Annotated in this window: 13 protein-coding genes; all 13 read left to right on the forward strand. The window is 47.3% G+C overall.

Annotation, left to right across the window (positions count from 1 at the left end):
• Positions 1 to 8 precede the first annotated feature (8 nt).
• The 13 genes from dnaE (at position 9) to E4T80_RS01940 (ending at position 20,364) form a co-directional block, all read left to right on the forward strand.
• Positions 9 to 3,485, forward strand: coding sequence for a DNA polymerase III subunit alpha (gene dnaE, locus E4T80_RS01880; protein WP_135054434.1), 3,477 nt, complete (start codon positions 9 to 11; stop codon positions 3,483 to 3,485).
• A gap of 14 nt (positions 3,486 to 3,499) precedes the next feature.
• Positions 3,500 to 4,753 carry an O-antigen ligase family protein gene (locus E4T80_RS01885; protein WP_135054436.1) on the forward strand — a complete coding sequence of 418 codons (1,254 nt, stop codon included), beginning with the start codon at positions 3,500 to 3,502 and terminating at the stop codon, positions 4,751 to 4,753.
• Positions 4,750 to 6,066: a lipid IV(A) 3-deoxy-D-manno-octulosonic acid transferase gene (gene waaA, locus E4T80_RS01890; RefSeq protein ID WP_135054438.1), complete on the forward strand. Its 1,317-nt coding sequence runs from the start codon at positions 4,750 to 4,752 to the stop codon at positions 6,064 to 6,066. Before E4T80_RS01885 ends, waaA begins: the two co-directional genes overlap by 4 nt.
• A complete protein-coding gene (coaD, locus tag E4T80_RS01895) occupies positions 6,032 to 6,532 on the forward strand; it encodes a pantetheine-phosphate adenylyltransferase (protein ID WP_135054440.1) in 501 nt (166 codons plus the stop codon). Before waaA ends, coaD begins: the two co-directional genes overlap by 35 nt.
• Before the next feature lie 4 nt (positions 6,533 to 6,536).
• Positions 6,537 to 7,085: an oligoribonuclease gene (gene orn, locus E4T80_RS01900; RefSeq protein WP_047976869.1), complete on the forward strand. Its 549-nt coding sequence runs from the start codon at positions 6,537 to 6,539 to the stop codon at positions 7,083 to 7,085.
• 2 nt (positions 7,086 to 7,087) lie between these two features.
• On the forward strand, positions 7,088 to 7,567 hold the full coding sequence (tsaE, locus tag E4T80_RS01905) for a tRNA (adenosine(37)-N6)-threonylcarbamoyltransferase complex ATPase subunit type 1 TsaE (RefSeq protein WP_135054442.1): 480 nt from the start codon (positions 7,088 to 7,090) through the stop codon (positions 7,565 to 7,567).
• A 23-nt stretch (positions 7,568 to 7,590) separates the two neighbouring features.
• On the forward strand, positions 7,591 to 8,748 hold the full coding sequence (locus E4T80_RS01910; protein WP_135054444.1) for an N-acetylmuramoyl-L-alanine amidase: 1,158 nt from the start codon (positions 7,591 to 7,593) through the stop codon (positions 8,746 to 8,748).
• A gap of 71 nt (positions 8,749 to 8,819) precedes the next feature.
• Entirely contained in the window at positions 8,820 to 10,853 is a 2,034-nt protein-coding gene (prlC, locus tag E4T80_RS01915; protein ID WP_135054446.1) for an oligopeptidase A, read from the forward strand.
• Between the two features lie 92 nt (positions 10,854 to 10,945).
• Positions 10,946 to 12,103: a chorismate mutase gene (locus tag E4T80_RS01920; protein WP_135054448.1), complete on the forward strand. Its 1,158-nt coding sequence runs from the start codon at positions 10,946 to 10,948 to the stop codon at positions 12,101 to 12,103.
• Between the two features lie 36 nt (positions 12,104 to 12,139).
• Positions 12,140 to 12,799, forward strand: a complete 660-nt coding sequence (locus E4T80_RS01925) for a pseudouridine synthase (protein WP_135054609.1) — start codon at positions 12,140 to 12,142, stop codon at positions 12,797 to 12,799.
• A gap of 227 nt (positions 12,800 to 13,026) precedes the next feature.
• Positions 13,027 to 14,043, forward strand: a complete 1,017-nt coding sequence (galE, locus tag E4T80_RS01930) for a UDP-glucose 4-epimerase GalE (RefSeq protein WP_135054450.1) — start codon at positions 13,027 to 13,029, stop codon at positions 14,041 to 14,043.
• Between the two features lie 3 nt (positions 14,044 to 14,046).
• Positions 14,047 to 15,318: an AmpG family muropeptide MFS transporter gene (locus E4T80_RS01935; protein WP_135054452.1), complete on the forward strand. Its 1,272-nt coding sequence runs from the start codon at positions 14,047 to 14,049 to the stop codon at positions 15,316 to 15,318.
• Between the two features lie 252 nt (positions 15,319 to 15,570).
• On the forward strand, positions 15,571 to 20,364 hold the full coding sequence (locus E4T80_RS01940; RefSeq protein ID WP_135054454.1) for an exo-alpha-sialidase: 4,794 nt from the start codon (positions 15,571 to 15,573) through the stop codon (positions 20,362 to 20,364).
• Positions 20,365 to 20,455 lie beyond the last annotated feature (91 nt).

Raw genomic sequence — 20,455 nt, forward strand, 5'->3', positions numbered from 1 at the left:
AAAGAATTATGTCTAAACTCCGTTTTGTCCATTTAAAAGTGCATAGCGATTTCTCGATGATCAACGGTTTGGCGAAAGTCAAACCGCTGGTGAAAGCCTGTGCTGCCAATGAAATGGTGGCAATGGCATTGACAGACTTCACCAATTTCTGCGGGTTGGTACGCTTTTACGGCGAAGCACTGGGGGCGGGGATTAAACCGATTATCGGGGCGGATGTTGTAGTGCGCCCTGAGTCGGAGAGCGAGGAACGCTTTGAACTCACCCTATTGGTGAAAAATAATCTCGGCTACAAAAACATCACCCTGTTATTGTCGAAGGCTTACCAGCAGGGCTATGTCGATGTGCCGGTGATTGAAAAAGCGTGGCTGGCGGAGCTGAACGAAGGCATTATTCTGCTCTCTGGCGGGCGTAACGGCGATGTGGGCAAAGCGCTACTTAAAGAGAATGAAGCGGAAGCCGAAGCATTGCTGACATTCTATCAAACCCATTTTCCCCAACACTATTACCTCTCATTGTGCCGCACGGGACGAGCGGACGAAGAACGTTATATTCAACAAGCGGTCGCCTTTTCGCAAAAATTTGCGATTCCGTTGGTGGCGGTAAATGATGTGCTGTTTTTGCAGGCGGACGATTTTGAGGCGCACGAAATTCGGGTCGCGATTCACGATAGCTTTACCCTTGACGATCCGAAACGCCCGAAAAGATATTCCGAGCAGCAATATTTCCGCTCGGAACAGGAAATGGTCGAGCTGTTTGCCGATATTCCGCAGGCAATTGAAAATACCTTGCTTATTGCTCAACGTTGTAATGTTACCATTCGCTTGGGCGAGTATTTCCTGCCCAATTTCCCGACCGGTGAACTGTCCACCGAAGATTTTCTAGTGCAAAAATCCCGTGAAGGATTAGAAGAGCGGCTGGCATTTTTATTCCCCGATCCGCAGGAACGGGCAGACAAGCGGGCGGTTTATGACGAAAGATTACAAGTCGAACTCGATGTGATTAACCAAATGGGCTTTCCCGGCTACTTCTTGATCGTGATGGAATTTATCCAATGGTCGAAGGATAACGATATTCCCGTTGGGCCGGGGCGGGGTTCGGGTGCCGGCTCACTGGTGGCGTATGCACTGAAAATTACCGATCTTGATCCCCTTGCCTTTGATCTGCTTTTTGAGCGTTTTCTCAATCCGGAACGGGTGTCGATGCCCGATTTTGATGTCGATTTCTGTATGGACGGACGGGATCGGGTGATTGAACACGTCTCCGAAACCTACGGGCGACAAGCGGTATCGCAAATTATTACTTTCGGTACAATGGCGGCGAAAGCGGTTATCCGTGATGTCGGGCGGGTGCTGGGGCATCCGTATAGCTTTGTCGATCGCATTTCTAAACTGATTCCGCCCGATCCGGGAATGACGCTCGCCAAAGCCTTTGCCGTTGAGCCGAAACTACAAGAAATTTATGACGCCGATGAGGAAGTACAAGCCCTGATCGATATGGCTCGCAAATTGGAGGGGGTAACCCGTAACGCCGGTAAGCACGCCGGCGGGGTCGTGATTGCGCCTACGGCGATTACCGATTTTTCACCGCTCTATTGTGATGCCTACGGTCATCACCCGGTTACTCACTTTGATAAAAACGATGTGGAATATGCCGGCTTGGTCAAATTCGACTTCTTAGGGCTGCGAACACTCACGATTATTAAATGGGCGTTGGAAATGATTAACCAACGGCTTGCGACAGAGGGCAAACCACCGATTCAGATTGAAAGCATTCTGTTGGACGATAAAAAAGCCTTCGATTTATTGCTGAAAGCGAAAACCACGGCGGTATTCCAACTGGAATCACGGGGAATGAAGGATTTGATTTCACGCCTAAAACCCGACTGTTTTGAGGATATTATTGCGTTAGTGGCGCTTTTTCGACCGGGGCCGTTGGAGTCGGGAATGGTGCAGAACTTTATCGACCGTAAACACGGGCGGGAGGAAGTCTCCTACCCCGATGCACAATATCAGCACGAGTCGCTCAAGCCGATTTTAGAGCCGACTTACGGCATTATCCTGTATCAAGAGCAGGTAATGCAGATTGCACAAGTGCTGGCGGGCTATACCCTTGGCGGTGCGGATTTACTGCGGCGGGCAATGGGGAAGAAAAAGCCTGAGGAGATGGCAGCACAGCGTTCCACCTTTGAAAGCGGGGCGATAAAAAACGGCGTGGACGGCGAACTGGCGATGAAAATCTTCGACTTGGTGGAAAAATTTGCCGGCTACGGCTTTAACAAATCCCACTCGGCAGCCTATGCGTTGGTGTCTTATCAAACCTTATGGCTGAAAGCGCATTATCCGGCGGAATTTATGGCGGCGGTGATGACCTCTGAGATGGATAATACCGATAAAATTGTCGGCTTTTACGATGAGTGTATCAATATGGGTCTGACGGTTGTGCCGCCCGATATTAACAGCGGTAAGCACCGTTTCAGCGTGAATGAGAAAGGCGAGATTGTGTACGGCTTGGGGGCGATTAAAGGTGTGGGCGAAGGGCCGGTCGATGCGATTTTGGAAGCCCGCCAAAAAGGCGGGATTTTCAAAGATCTGTTTGATTTAACTGCGCGTGTGGATCTGAAAAAAGTCAATCGCCGTACCTTTGAGGGCTTAATTATGGCGGGGGCATTTGATAAACTGGGCCCTCACCGTGCTGCGCTGATGAAAAACTTGGAAGATGCCCTCAAAGCCTCGGATCAACACAGCAAAATGGAAGCGCTGGGGCAAAGCGATATGTTCGGCGTGCTGACGGAAACGCCCGAAGAAGTGCAAAGCGCCTATGCCAATACGCCGAAATGGACGGAACAAGCGGTGCTGGAGGGGGAAAAATCAACACTCGGTTTATATTTAAGCGGACACCCGATCGGGCGTTTCCTCAAAGAGCTGGCACATTATGCACCGGCTCGGCTGAATGAATTGCAGCCAACCTATCGAGGACAAACCACCACAGTGGCAGGGATTATTATGGCGACCCGCATCGCCGTTACCAAACGGGGCAATCGGATCGGTATCGCCAGTATTGAGGATCGTGCCGGTAAGCTGGATATTACCCTGTTTTCCGAAGCGTTGGAGAATTACGGCGATCTGCTGCAAAAAGATCAGATTATTATTGCGACCGGTGCGGTGCAAAATGATGATTTCAGCGGCGGGTTAAAAATGTCGGCACGGGAGCTGATCAGTTTAGACGATGCCCGCAGCCGCTATGCAAAAAGTTTGGCTCTGGCGATCAATCAAGAACAGATTACGCCGCAGTTTATCAAAACCTTGGCGGAACTGATTGAGCCTTATAAAGAGGGCATTTTGCCGCTCCATTTCTACTATCAAAGCCCCGAAGGGCGAGCCTTACTGCGTGGCGGGGTAGAATGGTGGGTCAGCCCGAAAGAAGAAATGCTGACCAAGCTGAAAAATTTACTCGGCGAAAATGCCGTTGAACTGGAATTTGAATAATGAAGGATACCCGAATGTTTAGCCGCCTTGATGCAAAAATCTCGCTGTTTTCGACCGCTTGTATCGGTCTGTTTTTTCTGCTGATCCTGCATTTTAAATGGAGTTATAACGTCCTGCCGATGCTACTTAGTCTGATTGGGATCGCTGTTATTGTGCAAGGGGTTAAGCAAACGCCGTGGCGCTTGGAAAGGCGTAATAAAGGGCTGATTATCGCCTTTATCGGCTACTTTTTGTTGTTTATCCTCTCTTTGCTCATTCATCAAGGTAAAGCCAAAGAGCTGGATTTGCCGAGCCGAATGTTACTCGTGCTGCCGTTATTGGCGGTCTGCTACCGATTTAAACCTAATCCGCTTTGGATTTTGTATGCTATCGTGCTGGCAACATTGAGTGCCGGCGTGGTGGCGGTAGTACAATTTTTCGGGTTGGGAATGCCGCATATTTTTCCGGTACATATGTATATTCAGTCGGGCGGCATCATAATGAGCTTGGCGATGTTTAGTCTGGCCGCTGCATTTTTCTTCAAGCAACGCCGAATGCATCTTTGGTTATGGTTGAGCATTTTTGCTTGCGGTGTGGGTATTTTGGCTGCCGTGCTTAATCAATCACGGGGGCCTTGGGTGGTCGCGCCTTTTATCTTAGCCGTGATTTTGTGGTTTAACCGCAAACTGTTATCGAAATGGTTTATTGTATTGTTACTACTGATTGCGTTAGTGGCGGGCGGCTTCGGCGGGCATTTGATCGAGCAGCGTTGGCAGCAGGCGAGAAACGATATTACCCAATATATTGAGCAAAATAACGGTTCAAGCTCGTTGGGCGCACGTTTTGATATGTGGAAAAGTGCATTATTGGGCATTCAAGAAAAACCGATTTTCGGCTGGGGGCTGCAAGGTGTGAAAACAATGCGTCAGCAACACGCAGAACAAAAACAAATTTCAAAAGTTGCCGGGGAATTTGGCCACGCCCATAACCAATATTTGCACGATGCCTCTGCACGAGGTTTGCTCGGTTTAGCGGCTCTCTTGGCGATTTTCCTCGTGCCGTTACGGCTGTTCTGGCTAGGAATGAAGCGTTCAGCACCTCAATCGCTTGCCCGTTTATGGGGTGTATTAGGTATGGTGCATATATTGGCAATAATGGGCTATTGTTTAAGCCAAAGTTTTCTGTCGCACAATTCCGGAGTGATGTTTTACGGCTTTGTGGTTGTGCTGTTGCTTGGTTTGCAAAAAAATGCGTCAATCCGACCGCTTGACGATGAGAAAATCGAATGATCCGCCTGCTTTATACCCTGCTTAGCTATCTGGTGCAGCCGATCATTTTGCTGTTAATGTGGAAACGAGGCGGCAAGCTGCCGGCGTACCGCCGTCGTTTACAAGAGCGTTACGGCTGCTATCAAGGTATGCAAAAGCCGAAAGCGAACGGTATAGTGATCCACGCTGCGTCAGTAGGGGAGGTGATTGCCGCCACCCCGTTGGTTAAAGCAATTCAAACCGCCTACCCGACCTTGCCGATTACGATGACAACGGTTACCCCGACAGGTTCGGCACGGGTGGAGGCGGCGTTCGGTAAGACGGTTTCGCATTTTTATCTGCCCTATGATCTGCCTGATGCGATCAAGCGTTTTTTAGGTTTTGTCGAGCCGACACTCTTTATTGTGATTGAAACGGAGCTGTGGCCCAATTTAATCCACCAAATGCACCTGCACCGCATTCCTTTTGTGATTGCCAATGCCCGCTTGTCGCCACGCTCGGCACGCCGTTACGGTTGGGTACATTCAACGATTAAGGCAATGCTGGGTGAAATCCGCTTGATTTTGGCGCAGGATGAAGTCAGCGCCGATCGCTATCTTGAACTGGGTTTTCCGCCCGAACGGCTCGTCAATGCAGGTAATCTGAAATTTGACCTTGAAATCAGCGACCATTTACGCCAAAAAGTATCCAATACTGCTGAAATGCTAGGGCTGACCAAGCGGGCGGTATGGATCGCCGGCAGCACTCACGAGGGCGAAGAGAAGATGATTTTGGACGCCCATCAGCAACTGCTGCAACGCTATCCCGATTTGGTGCTGATCCTTGTGCCGCGCCACCCGGAACGGTTTGAACAAGTGGAAGCCTTAATCAAAAAAACAGGCATTCGCTATGTAAAACGTTCACGCCATCACCCTTTAACGGCAGATACCCACGTTTTATTGGGGGATACAATGGGCGAAATGATGTTACTCTACGGTCTAGCGCAAATTGCGTTTGTCGGCGGCAGCTTAGTGAAGCACGGCGGGCATAATCCCCTTGAATCGATCGCCTTTGAACTGCCGGTGATTTCGGGAGTACATACCTTTAATTTTCCGGAAGTGTTCACCAAATTACGCAATGTGAACGGTTTTATTGAAATTGAAAGCCGTGTTGATGTGTTAGTCCAAGCGGTGAGCGATTTGCTGGATTGTCCGCAAAAAGGGCAAAAAATCAGTCGGGCAGGGTTTGAAGTGCTGAAAGAAAATCAAGGCTCGCTTAAACGCCATTTAACCTTATTAGCCCCCTATATCGAGAAAGAAAATGCAGAAAAAAGTGATTTACGCCGGCACATTTGACCCGATTACCCACGGGCATTTAGACATTATTCAGCGTGCCGCAGCGTTATTTGACCGGCTCATTGTCGCCGTTGCCCATAATCCGAGTAAAAATCCGCTGTTTAGCTTATCGCAACGGGTGGAATTGGTGCAAAAAAGCACGGCGCATTTAGCCAATGTGGAAGTGAGGGGCTTTAGCGGCTTATTGGCGGATTTTGCCCGTGAGCTAGGGGCGGTCAGCTTAATTCGGGGGATTCGGGGCAGCGATGACATTGATTATGAAATCCAACTGGCGCAGCTTAACCATAAGCTGTCCGGTTCGCTTGAAACCCTATTTTTCCCACCGTCAGTGCAGTGGCGTTATCTCTCCTCGACAATGGTGAGGGAAATTTACCGCCACCACGGCGACATCACGCCTTTTGTACCGGACGCAGTGTGCGAATTGATCACGCGGTCGGTTAGTGAAAATAATGTGCAAAATGGATAAAAAGATGAAAAAAGACAGCCAAAACCTGATTTGGATCGACCTTGAAATGACGGGGCTAGATCCGGAAAAAGAACGCATTATTGAAATTGCGACAATTGTTACCGATAAAGATCTCACTATTTTAGCCGAAGGGCCGGTACTTGCCGTGCATCAGCCTGACACACTATTGGCAAAAATGAGCGAATGGTGTGTGAAAACCCACACGGAAAACGGCTTGGTCGAGCGGGTTAAGCAGAGCAAATTGAACGAACGGGCGGCAGAATTACAAACCCTTGATTTTCTTAAACAATGGGTGCCGAAAGGCGCTTCACCGATTTGCGGTAACAGCGTGGCGCAAGATAAACGCTTTTTATACCGCTATATGCCCGAATTGGCGGACTATTTTCACTATCGCCATTTGGACGTCAGCACCCTGAAAGAGCTGGCAAGCCGTTGGAAACCGGCAATGCTCGAACAATTCAGCAAGAAAAACAGCCATTTGGCATTAGACGATATTAAAGAGTCGATCGAAGAATTAAAATTTTATCGCACCCATTTTATCAATTTGGATTAACAATGCAGCCGACTTTTTATTTTGCCGATGAAACGGAAATGTTGCAGTTTGGGCAGAACTTTGCCCGCTATTTGCAATCCTATTTAGCGGGCGATGCAAACGCCGCTTTTGTGATTTATCTTAACGGTGAACTCGGGGCGGGCAAAACCACCTTTACCCGCAGTATTGTCAAGGCATTTGGGCATCAGGGGAATGTCAAAAGCCCGACCTATACCTTGGTTGAGGAGTACGCCCTGCCGCCGTTTCACCTCTATCACTTTGATTTATATCGGCTTGCCGATCCGGAAGAACTGGAGTTTATGGGAATTCGGGACTATTTTCGCCCGCAAGCTCTCTGTTTATTGGAATGGGCGAGCCGCGGGGAAGGGGTAATTCCCGCTGCCGATTTGGTGATTCAAATTTATTACGCCGAGCAAGGACGCAAATTGCATCTTTACCCGCAAAGTGAAGCAGCTCGCCAACTTTTACAAAAAATGTCATAAATCAGACCGCTTGATGATTTGAAATGAAAAATAAATGCTTAACTTATCTACAAACCGCCGTCATCGGCTTATGCTTAAGTGTATCGGTTGCGGCACGCACCGTGGTGGCAATTGACGCCGGACACGGCGGCAAAGATCCGGGCGCAATCGGCAAAACACTCGGCGTAAAAGAGAAAGATGTTACGTTGGCAATCGCCCGTGAATTAAAAGGAATGCTGGATGCCGATCCGAATTTTAAAGCCGTGATGACCCGTAATCGGGACTATTTTATCCCTTTGCCGAACCGAACGGAGATCGCCCGCAAAAATCGGGCGAATTTTCTCATCTCCATTCACGCCGATTCATCGCCGAGTTCCGAAAATTTAAAAGGGGCATCTGTGTGGGTATTATCCAACCGCCGTGCAAACGATGAATTGGGGAAATGGTTGGAAGATCACGAAAAACAATCGGAACTGCTCGGCGGGGCAGGCTCGGTGCTGGCGCATACCAACGAACGTTATCTCAACCAAACCGTGCTGGATTTACAATTTTCCCACGCACAGCGTTCCGGCTATGAACTCGGTAAAGCTGTGCTGGGCAAGTTGAGCAATATTACACCGTTGGTGAAAAGCTCGCCACAGCACGCCAGTTTGAGTGTATTGCGTTCGCCGGATATTCCGTCTATTTTGGTGGAAACGGGCTTTCTATCCAATGCGGTGGAAGAACAAAAATTGGCGACCACCGCTTACCGCCGCCAGATTGCAAGGGCGATTTATAACGGCTTAGTCGCTTACCGCAATGCTCACCCTGCGTTGAGCCGTAAGGTTGCCTATAAAGCGGCGAAAAACGAACCGCAAGCGGACAGCGTAAAAAACGTGCTGGCAGATATGGCGAAAAATGCGCCTAAAACGGACAAAAAAGAGTCATCGGTGGCAAAAGGCAAAGAAAAAAGCGAGCCGAAAGAGAGCAAGCAGAAACAAGCACCGATGACACAGGGGAAATCGGCAAAAGCCACGGCGGATAATCCGAAAGCGGATAACGCAAAAAGTGTCGATCCGAACGTTGCGTTCCACATAGTAAAGCAGGACGAAACCCTCTATTCGATTGCCAGAATGTACAAAACCAGCCCTGAAAAACTCAGCAAGCTCAACAATATCAAAGATAACAAAATTGTCGTGGGGAAAAAACTGAAGTTAAAATAACCTCGTTCGCACCCTTGCGTGGCAAGCGGTGCGTTTTCGTCCATTTTTTGCAAATCACTAAAGGAACAACAATGACAAATCCACTTCTCAATGCAACGGGTTTACCCCGTTTTTCACAAATCAAGCCTGAACATATTGAACCTGCCGTGCGTGAATTATTGCAACAATGTCGCCAAACCATTGAACAAGTAGCGCAAATTGCCGAACCGACCTGGGAAAATTTTTATCTGCCACAAGCAATGGCGGGTGATCGGCTCTCTCGGGCGTGGTCGCCAGTCGGACATTTAAATGCGGTGAAAAACAGCCCTGAATTGCGTGAAGCCTACCAAGCCTGCTTGCCGTTATTGTCTGAATACAGCACTTGGGCGGGGCAACATCAGGGCTTGTATCAAGGCTACCTTAAGCTGAAAAACAGTCCGGCATTTGAACATTACTCGATTGCCCAGAAAAAAGCGGTTGAAAACAGCCTGCGGGATTTTGAATTATCGGGCATTTCGTTGCCACCCGAAAAACAGCAGCGTTACGGTGAGATTTCAATGCGTTTGTCTGAACTGAGTGCGAAATTTAGCAATAATGTGCTAGATGCGACAATGGGCTGGGAAATCGTAATCGATAACGAAGCCGATCTTGCCGGCTTGCCGGAATCGGCGTTGGAAGCCGCCAAATTATCCGCGCAAAGCAAAGATAAAAACGGCTACCGTTTTACCCTTGAATTTCCAAGCTATTTGCCGGTGATGACCTATTGCGAAAACCGATCGCTCCGAGAAAAAATGTACCAAGCGTTTAATACAAGGGCTTCCGATCAAGGTGAAAACGCCGGTAAATGGGACAACTCGGCAATTATGGCGGAAACCTTAGCATTGCGGTTAGAGCTGGCGCAATTACTTGGTTTTGAAACTTATGCCGACTATTCCCTTGCCACCAAAATGGCGGAAAGCCCAAAACAAGTGATTGATTTCTTAGAAGATTTAGCCAACCGTTCTAAAGCACAAGGGGAAAAAGAGCTGGCGGCGCTGCGTGAATTTGCCGAAAAAAACTATGGTGTTAGTGAATTAGCACCTTGGGATATTGCGTTTTATAGCGAAAAGCAAAAACAGGCACTTTATGCGATCAACGATGAGGAACTTCGCCCCTATTTTCCGGAAGATCGGGTACTTTCGGGCTTATTTGAGCTGATTAAGCGAATTTTCGGAATGCGGGTGGTCGAGCAAACCGAGTTCGATAGCTACCACGATGATGTGCGTTTTTTCACTATTTTTGATGAAACCGACCGCTTGCGTGGCTCGTTCTACCTTGATTTATACGCTCGTGAACATAAGCGTGGCGGGGCGTGGATGGACGATTGTATCAACCAAAAACGCTTGGCAGACGGCACATTACAAAAACCGGTTGCCTATTTGACCTGTAATTTCAATAAGCCGCTCGGCGATAAGCCGGCACTGTTTACCCACGATGAAGTTACAACCTTATTCCACGAATTTGGCCACGGCATTCACCATATGCTGACCGAAATTGAGGTCGGCGATGTGGCGGGTATTAACGGTGTGCCGTGGGACGCAGTGGAATTGCCGAGCCAATTCCTTGAAAATTGGTGTTGGGAAGAAGAGGCGCTTGCCTTTATTTCTGGTCATTATGAGACGGGCGAACTGCTGCCGAAAGCAAAATTAACCCAATTATTGAAAGCGAAAAACTATCAAGCGGCGATGTTTGTATTACGCCAATTAGAGTTTGGGCTGTTTGATTTCCGCTTACATTTGGCAGCCCCGAAAGCGAATATCGTATTGGACACGCTCCAAGCGGTTAAATCACAGGTTGCCCTGATTAAAACGCCGGATTGGGTACGCACGCCCCATAGCTTTAGCCATATTTTTGCCGGCGGTTATGCGGCGGGCTATTATAGCTATTTGTGGGCGGAAGTTTTATCGGCAGATGCCTACGCTCGCTTTGAAGAAGAGGGTATTTTCAGCCGCACGGTCGGACAAGCGTTTCTTGATCATATTCTTACCCGTGGCGGTTCGGAAGAGCCGATGGTGCTGTTTGAACGTTTCCGTGGGCGGAAGCCGACCCTTGATGCGCTGTTAAGGCACAAAGGCATTGCCAATTAGTTTGAAAACGGGGGCTTCGGCTCTCGTTTTGCTTTTCTTTTCCTGCCTAAATCGTTAGAATTTGGTGCATTGATTATGATTGAGGAAGTGTGATGTCATTGGATCTTACCGATATTCGCCAACGGATTACCCAGTTGGATCGCCATTTATTGAAACTGTTGTCCGAGCGTCATCGTTTGGCGTTTGATGTGGTGCGCAGCAAGGAAATCAGCCAAAAACCGCTGCGTGATGTGGCACGCGAAAAGCAACTGTTGCAAGAATTGGTGAATTTTGCCGAGGCGGAAAATTATCAGCTTGATCCCGACTATATCACGCAAATATTTCAACGTATTATCGAAGACTCGGTATTAACCCAGCAGAATTATTTGCAAAATAAACTGAACCAAATGAAAGAGCAATGCGTCAGTGTCGCCTTTTTGGGAATGCGGGGTTCTTACTCTCACTTTGCCGCCCGCCAATTTGTGAAACAGTATCCGCAATCAATTACGGAATTAAGCTGTGCTTCCTTTGACGATGTGTTTGACAAAGTTAAAAACGGTGAAGCGGATTATGGCGTGTTGCCGTTGGAAAATACCACGTCCGGTTCGATCAATGAAGTGTACGATCTGCTACAACACACGGATCTCTCGCTGGTCGGTGAGTTAGCATACCCGATTAAACATTGCGTGTTAGGGGTGGAAAATGTCGCTTTGACGGAGATTGACACGATCTACACCCACCCGCAGCCCGCTTCCCAATGCAGCCAATTTATTCAAGGTTTAGATAAAGTGCATATCCGCTATTGTGAAAGCAGCTCTCACGCAATGCAGATGGTTGCCCGCCTCAATAAACCGAATTGTGTCGCTTTAGGCAATCAAGACGGCGGGCAATTATACGGGTTAGCCGTTTTAGCGAGCGATATTGCCAACCAAGAAAACAACATTACCCGTTTTATTGTGGTGGCTAAGCAGCAAGTAAAGGTATCGCCGCAGGTGCAGACAAAAACGTTGCTGTTAATGACTACCACTCAACAAGCCGGTGCATTAGTTGATGCGTTAATGGTGTTTAAAACCCACGGTATCCGAATGGTGAAATTGGAATCCCGCCCGATTTACGGTAAACCGTGGGAGGAAATGTTTTATGTCGAGCTAGAAGCGAATATCCACTGCGCCAATACACAGCAGGCGTTAGCCGATCTTAAAGCGGTAACCAGTTACACCAAAGTGCTTGGTTGCTACCCAAGCGAGATTATCGAACCGGTTAAATTATAAACGGACGTGCCGACAGGGTGTCGGCATTTTTTTATGATGAACAGAAATCGCAAATTTTCGCCCCCGCTAGTGCGGCGCAGACCGAAAAAAGCCGCGCCGTCTTTCGCCGAAACGGTGTTGGTGCTATTTAATAAACCTTATGATGTGCTGACCCAATTCAGCGATGATCAACATCGCTGCACGTTAAAAGATTTTATTGATATTCCGCACATTTATCCGGTCGGGCGGTTAGATCGGGATAGCGAAGGCTTACTGCTCCTGACCAATCACGGCGAAATTCAGCATCGTCTTGCTCACCCCCGCTTTGAGAAAGCAAAAACGTACTGGGTGCAGGTGGAGGGCGAGCCGCAGGACGCCGATTTAGCCAAGCTCCGACAAGGTGTAATGTTGAAAGACGGTCTGACTAAGCCCGCTAAGGTCGAGGTTATTAGTGATCCGCAGTTTAATTGGGCAAGTGCGCCGAAAATTCGGGAGCGCAAAACGATCCCGACATCGTGGTTGTCGCTGACGATTACCGAAGGACGTAACCGCCAAGTGAGACGAATGACCGCGTATATCGGCTTTCCTACCTTGCGTTTGATCCGAGTCGGAATGGGGAACTTTCGGCTTCACCCGTTAGAAAGTGGTGAATACCGCTCGCTAAGTGAGGTGGAAAAACGGCAGCTTTTTCAGCAATTACAATTACCGATCGTCTAAACAAGCGGTTAGATTAGGCGCATTTTTTGTAATAAGAGTGTAAAGGCACAAAAATAGATATTTCAAGATAATGATTGCACCATAAGTACGAAGGCGGTTGCGTGCGTCCAAACTCAAGAATCTCACTCTGAGATAGGGCATATGCAGGTGTGTCTAAGGTTTGATTAACCTCGTATTTTGTGCAATAGTTACACAATGCTAGGAAATTTCAGCAAAGAGGATAAAAAATGACTATTTTAGTAACCGGCGGTGCGGGCTATATCGGCTCTCATACCGTTGTCGAATTATTAAACGCAGGGCGTGAAGTGGTGGTATTGGATAACTTATCCAATTCTTCGCCGGTATCGTTGCAACGTGTTGAACAGATTACCGGCAAAAGCGTGCCGTTTTATCACGGGGATATTCTCGATCGTGAGCTGTTACGCCGTATTTTTGGCGAGCATCCGATTGACGCGGTGATTCACTTCGCCGGCTTAAAAGCGGTGGGTGAGAGTGTGCAGAAACCGTTGCACTATTATCAAAATAACGTAACCGGCTCGCTGGTGCTAGTGGAAGAGATGCTCAAAGCCGGCGTGCAGAATATTGTGTTCAGTTCGTCAGCGACCGTTTACGGCGACCCGCAACAAATCCCGATTACTGAATCTTGTGCGGTGGGCGGGACAACCAACCCGTACGGCACGTCAAAATATATGGTGGAGCGGATTTTAGACGATACGGTAAAAGCCTATCCGCAATTAAGTGCGGTGATTTTACGCTATTTTAATCCGGTCGGTGCACACGCAAGCGGTCTGATTGGCGAAGATCCTAACGGTATTCCGAATAACTTATTGCCGTATATCAGCCAAGTCGCTGTGGGCAAATTATCGCAGCTTTCCGTGTTCGGCAGTGATTATGACACACACGACGGCACTGGCGTGCGGGATTATATCCACGTTGTCGATCTTGCCCTTGGGCATTTAAAAGCGTTGGAACGCCACCAAAATGACGCCGGTTACCACGTCTATAATTTAGGCACGGGCACGGGCTATTCCGTGCTGGATATGGTAAACGCCTTTGAACAGGCGAATGGGATCAAGGTTGCCTATAAATTGGTTGAACGCCGTGCGGGTGATATTGCCGTCTGTTATTCTGACCCGAAAAAAGCCCTTGAGCAGTTGGGCTGGAAAACCGAACGTGATCTCACCCAGATGATGAAAGACACTTGGCATTGGCAAAAAAATAACCCTAACGGTTATAAAGGATAGCGTATGAACGAGCAAGCAACCCCTTCGATTTGGCAGCAAATTTTCACTAAAAATATGCTGTTGTGTATTTTTACCGGCTTTAGCTCCGGTTTACCGCTGTATGTGTTATTCCAACTTGTGCCGGCGTGGCTGACCTCCAGCCAAGTCGATATTAAAACCATTGGCTTTTTTACGCTGATCGGTTTTCCTTATACGTGGAAATTTATGATTTCCCCGTTACTCGACCGCTATTACCCGAATTTTCTCGGTCGCCGCCGCAGTTGGATGTTTATCACCCAAATCGGTTTGTTGGGGTTGCTTGTATTATTAGGGCAGTTTGATCCGGCTCAGGAAATTCAAACCGTTGCGGTGATCTCAACCGCAGTCGCAGTGTTTTCGGCGGTACAAGATATTGTGATTGATGCTTATCGGCGGGAAATTTTAAGCGATGCGGAATTAGGTTTGGGCAATTCCGTGCACGTTAATGCGTATCGGATCGCCGGCTTAATTCCGGGCGGTGTCTCGTTGGTATTAGCAGACAGCCTGCCGTGGGATAGCGTATTTTTATTCACCGCCCTCTTTATGCTACCGGGGCTGGTGCTTTCGCTGTTTTTAAGTACCGAACCCAAAGTGCCGACCATCGACCGCTCCGTGCCGTTTTATAAAGCGTTCACCTTACCGTTTAAAGAATTTTTCGGACGTAAAGGCGTGGCGGCAGGCTTAGGGCTGATTTTGTTTATCTTTATGTATAAATTTGGTGATTCGCTTGCCACATCGTTACAAACCAAATTTATTTTGGATATGGGCTTTAGTAAAAGTGATGTCGGCACAGTGGTAAAACTGAACTCACTGTGGGCATCGATTATTTCCGGAATGATTGGCGGGGTAATGATGATCCGGCTTGGGATTAACCGTTCGCTTTGGTTGTTTGGGTTTGTACAGTTAATCACCATTTTAGGCTTTGTATGGATGGCAAGCCACGGGCATTTTGACACTATCGGCGCGTATGAATTATTTGTCCTGACGACCGTCATCATCGGTGAGTACATCGGCGTAGGGCTAGGGACTGCGGCATTTGTCGCATTTATGGCAAAAGAGACCAATCCGCTTTACACCGCAACGCAACTTGCAATCTTTACCAGCTTATCGGCGATCCCAAGTAAAATCTTCGGGGCATTCTCCGGCGTGTTGGTCGAAAATTTCGGCTATACCCAATTTTTCTGGATCTGCTTCTTTGTCGGCATACCGGGTATGCTAATGCTGCTGAAAGTCGCGCCGTGGTCGCAAAAAGCCTGATTTAGCCCTTGTAAAAAAGAGCATAAAAAAGACCGCTTGTGTAATCACAAGCGGTCTTTTTTTGGCTGAAACAGGCAAATAAATTTTGGAGTGTCGGAAAGGAATTTTTTTAATCGGTTAAAAATTTGTATTTTTTTAGTGAAAAGGGGCAAATTTGTGAGCTAGTTCGCAAAATAACACTCCACTATTTTACTTAATAATGAAGTGATACTACATTTAGTCGATGATTGACCAATAATAAGAGGAAAGGTTATGAAAACAGTTTCAATGAAAAAAACGGCACTCGCCTTATGTATTTCGGCATTGCTAAGTGGGCAGGGTATGGCGCAAAATACTTCCCAGCCAGCCAGCCAGCCAGCCAGCCAGCCAGCCAGCCAGCCAGATAATTATGGATTTCAATACGAGAAAAATTCAAACTTCCTTTATCCTATCGATCTGACCGATAAATTTAAATCGCAAAATCTGTTTAATTTGGAAAATGGTTCTATTACCTTGCGGGTGAGTTCCACATTAGGTTTTATGACTTTTTTAGGCGTTTCCAATAGTGAATCTGCGACACAATATGCCAGCTTTTATGTAAACCGGGCAAACGGCACGGATACTTTTGGAATAGAGCTTCGTAACGGTGGCAATTTAATTAACAATTCAGATCTTCGCGTTACTTTACCGGCTAATCATACGGATTTCAGAACCTTAACTTATACCTTTGATAAGGATAATCAGCAAATTACTATTTATGTGGACGGCGAAAAGGTGAAAACGCACTCGGCGTCTAAATTTTTCGCCGATATTCCGGGGCTAAATAGTGCTTTCTTAGGTAGAACCGAGCGTAATGATATAAAAGATTGGCGCACTATCAGTAATATTTATTATGCGGATTTAACGAAAGAGGTATTGACCGCCGAGCAAGTGAAAGCGAAGCATCAGGCGATTTTGGCGACTCATACGGAGCGTTTAGGGCGTGGTGAGGCATTCGGTGCACTCAGAGCAGAGAAACAGTCGTTATTTGTTAGCGGGCAAGGCGGTGCAGAGAATTACCGTATTCCATCACTTCTCACCACTAAAAACGGCGTTACCATTGCAGCGGTAGATAAACGTCATCAACATTCTGCTGACTGGGGCAATATTGATACGGTGATTCGCCGTAGTACGGACGGGGGCAAAACTTGGCAAGAGGACAAGGTGATTATTGATCTTGCCGAGCAGCCGTACGGTAATGAAAATTCGGCATTTTTAATCGATCCGTTAATGGTGCAGGATAAAAACTCCGGACGGGTATTTATGCTGGTAGATATGTTCCCTGAAACCCGTGGTTTCTTCGGCATCAACTCCCTTGAAGGTGAAGGTACGGGCTATAAGGAGATTAACGGTAAGTCTTACCGCGTGTTGTTAGATGCTCAAAATAATCAGTTTACTGTGCGGGAAAACGGGATCGTCTATAACGAAGCAAATCAACCGACCGATTATCGTGTTGTGGTTGAAGGCGATCCGCAGCGAGCCTTTAAAGATTTAGGGGATTTGTATCAAGGCGATCAGCGTTTGGGTAACATCTTTTTACTCACAAATTGGGAAGGTAACGATTCTGCACCGCTCAAAGCGAAAAAGACCGCTTCCCTATGGCTGACATACAGTGATGATGACGGGCAAACGTGGTCTAACCCGAAAGATATTACACCGCAAGTCAAAGCCGACTGGATGCGATTTATCGGTACTGGTCCAGGGTCTGGGATTCAGTTAAAGAACGGCAATTTAGTGATGCCGATTTACTATACCAATACTCACGGCGGTCCTTCACAATCGTCTGCGGTGATTATTAGCCGTGACGGCGGGGAGACGTGGGAAAGGGGCGAGTCGCCGAACGACCGAATTTTTGCTCAAGCAGGCGGCTCTCGATTACTTAATGATAATAGCCATATCATTACCGAATCCCAAGTAATCGAATTGGGTAATGGCGATGTTAAACTCTTTGCCCGTAGCCTTAAAGGTAATGTCTTTATCGCTACCAGTAAGGACGGCGGTTACACTTGGTTACCGGATGTTGAAATTGATCCGGTAATACTTGAACCTTATACCCAGCTTTCCGTAATTAAATACTCTAAGCGGATTAACGGCAAGGAATATGTTATTTTGTCTAATCCGCACAATACTAATCATAACAGCCAACGCCGATCTAACGGTAAAGTATGGCTGGGCGAAGTACAAGAAGACGGCTCAATTGAGTGGAAATACAACACAACTATTTCACCGGATCGATACGCTTATAGTAGCTTGACAGAGTTACCAAACGGCGAAATCGGCTTGTTATATGAAGATGATGCAAACGGAGCTGCGAGAGATATTGCGTTTGTTCGCTTGAATTTACAAGAACTACTTTGGAAAGATAACATCATTTACCGTGATAGCCGAGCACCGGAAAATAAAGATTTTTCCTACCAAACAGAGCAAGAGGAAACCTTTTATAAAATCGGCGACGGTGAAATGGTCAAAGTCGGTGCAGGCATCAATAACGGGCGTTTAGTTGTAGATGAGGGCATTGCAACTCTCAATCAGCAAGCCAACGAGCAGGGTGAAAAACAAGCCTTTGCTGCCGTCTTGGTCAACCAGCACGGTACAGTGCGTTTGGGCAGTGCTGATCAAATAAATTTAAGTCAAATTTATTTGGAGCAAGGTACGTTAGATGTGAATGGGCAATCGTTAGAACTTGCCGAGCAGAATAACGAAAATACGGGGTTAAGAGCTGATGTGATTAACGGACATATCGTTAATCATAGCGATAGTCCGACAAAACTCACCTACCGCTTAGGCGGGCATCGGGCGATACTGGGTAAAATGGGCGATGAAAAAGGCGCTTTGGATCTCACCTATCACCCGAATACCGCGGTGTCTAGCCTTGCATTGGCTGGCAATAGTGTGTTGAATATTGTTGATGTGAAAAGCGGTGCGATTGTTTATGCCCCTGACAGTCAGCATCAAGCCAACGATTTAACCGTCCGTACCGGCGCAATGGCTTATTTGGTTAATAATACCGACGTTAGTCTGAAAAATGCGGTATTAGAACAAGATGCTAATTTAGTGATTGATAGTGAGAAAGATCAAGCTGCACGCCTTGATGCAACAGTAACGGGTGCAGGTAACCTCTTTAAACAGGGCGAAGGTCATTTGGCATTATCGGGAAATTATCGGCATACCGGCGTCAGCCATATCAATGGCGGTTCGGTAGCGTTAAACGGCACATTAGGCGGTAGCCATTTCAGGCTGGCAACCGATACTACCCTCGGCGGTAATGGTCGCATCACTGCACCGGCAACGTGGGAGGAAGGCAGCCGTATCGCACCAAGTGCCTTTGCCGAAACCTTTACACCACACACCTTACACTTTAATGATGTTGATAATCTTGGCGCTAAAGTGGCGTTAGGCGTGGCGAATACGCAAGATGAGATGAAGAATTGGCAACACGATCAGCTCTTGATTTGGGGTAATCTCAATACGGAGAAAGCCATTCCGGTTGATCTCAAACTCCACGGCAGTAAGAAAGGGTTTTCCGATACTAACGGCAATGGACAATATGATGCCGATGAAGGTATCTCCCTTGTACAAGTGAAAGGACAGGGTAAACTTGGGCAGTTTGAACTCGGTGAAACGATAGCAAATGACCCGAATGATCTCTTTGATTTTGCCTTAGTCAGTGTCGATAAACGAATGAGTGATGCGGCAAGTAATGGCTTCGGTGAGCATAATTCAGATTATTATGATTACCGTCTGCAAACGGCGTTAGTTCGTGAGGACGGCACAAAAGTGAGTCCAATAATTGCTTATGTCGAGCAACCGATTGAGCAAGGTAATCAGCCTGATCAAACGGACGAAAACCATACCGAGCAGCCTAAGCCGCCGGTGAGTGGAGAGCACCCGAACGACAATCCGACCGCTGGCGATCAACCGACTGTTTCTCAACCAAATATTGATGAAACGGCAAATGTTGAGAACAAGCCGAGTGAAAACGCTTCTCGCAATGATAAACCGACCGTCTCTCAACCGAATACCGAAAATAGGGTAAATATTGCAGATAAAACAGAGGAAAAACCATCGGTTAATACGGCACAACCTCCACAAATTGACAATACTGCTGAGGCTCGTGTCAAATTAAAATCACGAATGCCGTCTTATTTGGTGGCAAAAACAGCGATGGTGGCACAAGGTAATGTGTTACAACAACAGTTTATGCAAAACCTTTGGGCAGAGAATAAAAAAGGATTTTACGTTAATCAGCTACATAGCAACTCACGTTATCAGTCGGATCTCGCCTTTAATGACTACGGTTTCGGCTTCAAAGCCGAACAAAACAGTACGTTGTTTGGTGGCTATTTACCGCTTGGCGAGCGTAGCGAACTTCACGCAGGGGTGGGCTTTAGTAAACAAAAAGTAACGCCAAATGCCGCAGACGGTGAGAGCCAAGCCAGTTATAAAACGACCTCCTTATTGTTGGGCTTACACAATCAATGGGGGCAAAACGGAGTGATTAACAGCTACCTCGATTATCATTGGCACAGCGGTAAAATCTCGGCACAAGAGAGCAAAGAGAGTGCGAAAGTGAAAGGTAAACAGTTTAGTTTGCGTAGTGAGTTAGGCTATCGGGTACCGTTCGGGCAATTCAGCCTTACTCCCGTTGTGGGGGTAGGCTACCAGCAGTTGACTATGGCGGCACAGGATCATCTTGCACAAAATTGGCAGGCAGATTTCACACCATATCGTAGTTTTACAGCGTTAGCAGGGAGTTACTTCAATCTTGATTTGGATAAATTACGCCTTAAAGCCGGTATGTTCTACGAGCATAATATTGAACATCAAGGCTCGGCGACCCTTATTGCTAATCAGCAGCAAACCTTTAAGCAAGGACGGTTAGGTAGTGCGGTACTATTTAAAGGTGAAGCCGAATATGCCTTTAGCCCGAATGTAAAACTAAGCCTGAATGCCAGCCACCGAAACGGTGTCGCAAAAGGGAAGTTGAAACGGACACAGATTGGCGCACAGTTAAGTTATCTGTTCTAGTCGGTAAAATCCCTTAATGAAAAGACCGCTTGCATTAGCAAGCGGTCTGTCTAATCGGAAAATTTGCAAAATGGGATTGAAAGCTCCTTCA

This window comes from Muribacter muris, from assembly GCF_004569585.1.
GTDB classification, from domain to species: domain Bacteria; phylum Pseudomonadota; class Gammaproteobacteria; order Enterobacterales; family Pasteurellaceae; genus Muribacter; species Muribacter muris.

Excerpts from the sequence above, each read along its gene's own strand:
- dnaE (WP_135054434.1), top strand. The coding sequence starts at position 9 with ATGTCTAAACTCCGTTTTGTCCATTTAAAAGTGCATAGCGATTTCTCG.
- E4T80_RS01885 (WP_135054436.1), top strand. The coding sequence starts at position 3,500 with ATGTTTAGCCGCCTTGATGCAAAAATCTCGCTGTTTTCGACCGCTTGT.
- waaA (WP_135054438.1), top strand. The coding sequence starts at position 4,750 with ATGATCCGCCTGCTTTATACCCTGCTTAGCTATCTGGTGCAGCCGATC.
- coaD (WP_135054440.1), top strand. The coding sequence starts at position 6,032 with ATGCAGAAAAAAGTGATTTACGCCGGCACATTTGACCCGATTACCCAC.
- orn (WP_047976869.1), top strand. The coding sequence starts at position 6,537 with ATGAAAAAAGACAGCCAAAACCTGATTTGGATCGACCTTGAAATGACG.
- tsaE (WP_135054442.1), top strand. The coding sequence starts at position 7,088 with ATGCAGCCGACTTTTTATTTTGCCGATGAAACGGAAATGTTGCAGTTT.
- E4T80_RS01910 (WP_135054444.1), top strand. The coding sequence starts at position 7,591 with ATGAAAAATAAATGCTTAACTTATCTACAAACCGCCGTCATCGGCTTA.
- prlC (WP_135054446.1), top strand. The coding sequence starts at position 8,820 with ATGACAAATCCACTTCTCAATGCAACGGGTTTACCCCGTTTTTCACAA.
- E4T80_RS01920 (WP_135054448.1), top strand. The coding sequence starts at position 10,946 with ATGTCATTGGATCTTACCGATATTCGCCAACGGATTACCCAGTTGGAT.
- E4T80_RS01925 (WP_135054609.1), top strand. The coding sequence starts at position 12,140 with ATGAACAGAAATCGCAAATTTTCGCCCCCGCTAGTGCGGCGCAGACCG.
- galE (WP_135054450.1), top strand. The coding sequence starts at position 13,027 with ATGACTATTTTAGTAACCGGCGGTGCGGGCTATATCGGCTCTCATACC.
- E4T80_RS01935 (WP_135054452.1), top strand. The coding sequence starts at position 14,047 with ATGAACGAGCAAGCAACCCCTTCGATTTGGCAGCAAATTTTCACTAAA.
- E4T80_RS01940 (WP_135054454.1), top strand. The coding sequence starts at position 15,571 with ATGAAAACAGTTTCAATGAAAAAAACGGCACTCGCCTTATGTATTTCG.